The organism is Actinotalea sp. C106, from assembly GCF_023630195.1.
GTDB lineage: Bacteria > Actinomycetota > Actinomycetes > Actinomycetales > Cellulomonadaceae > Actinotalea.
Genome location: NZ_JALPKN010000617.1, coordinates 1 through 635 on the forward strand (window position 1 = coordinate 1; position 635 = coordinate 635).

A 635-nucleotide genomic window follows, 5' to 3' on the forward strand; every position below is an offset into this window, starting at 1 on the left:
GGCGGCCTCCGGGGGGATCCTCGTCGCGGGGGGCGGGCTGCTGGCCCTCGGTGCCCTGGCGCTCGCGCTGGCTTGGCAGCAGGGGACCGCCCGCGGTGCGATCGCCGAGTGGGCCGGTCATCCGCCGCCGGTCACCGGTCACGGCGAGGGAGTGCTCGTCCTCGTCTCCTTGACGACGATGCTCCTCGGCGGTGCCCTGCTCGTCCGCGCCATCCTGCGCGTGAGGCCCCCCGCGACCTGAGCGGCCGGGCCGGGTCCGCTCCTTGGTGGCGCACCTCGCGAGCCCCCTCGCATGCTCGGGCCCGGTTCGCCGTGCGGGAAGGGCGCGCTCGGGAGGATGATGACGCCATGCCCACGCCGCAGCCTTCCCCCGGATCCGACCGCTCGAGCACCTCGGCGCCCACGAAGGGCTCGAGCCCGAAGCGGGCCTCGGCTCTGTGGCCCACGGTCGGGTCGGTCGCGTGCTGGGTGCTCGCGACGGCGGCCCTCTTCGGCACCTCGCTCATGGCGGGGGACGCCACCGTCGAGGAGCAGCTGGGCGGCCCCGCGGCCCCCGGCATCGGCGCTCAGCTGCTCGGCATGGCCCTGGGCCTGATCCTCGCCCTGGGCTGCCTGCTGCTCGCCTTGGCGGCGGC

At 76.5% G+C, this 635-nt stretch carries 2 protein-coding genes; both read left to right on the forward strand.

Annotation, left to right across the window (positions count from 1 at the left end; all coding sequences use genetic code 11):
* A partial coding sequence (locus L0B03_RS18820; protein ID WP_250448639.1) for a hypothetical protein occupies nucleotides 1-241 on the forward strand: 241 nt, incomplete at its 5' end.
* Between the two features lie 107 nt (nucleotides 242-348).
* The coding region (locus tag L0B03_RS18825) for a hypothetical protein (protein WP_250448641.1) at nucleotides 349-635 on the forward strand (287 nt) is incomplete at its 3' end.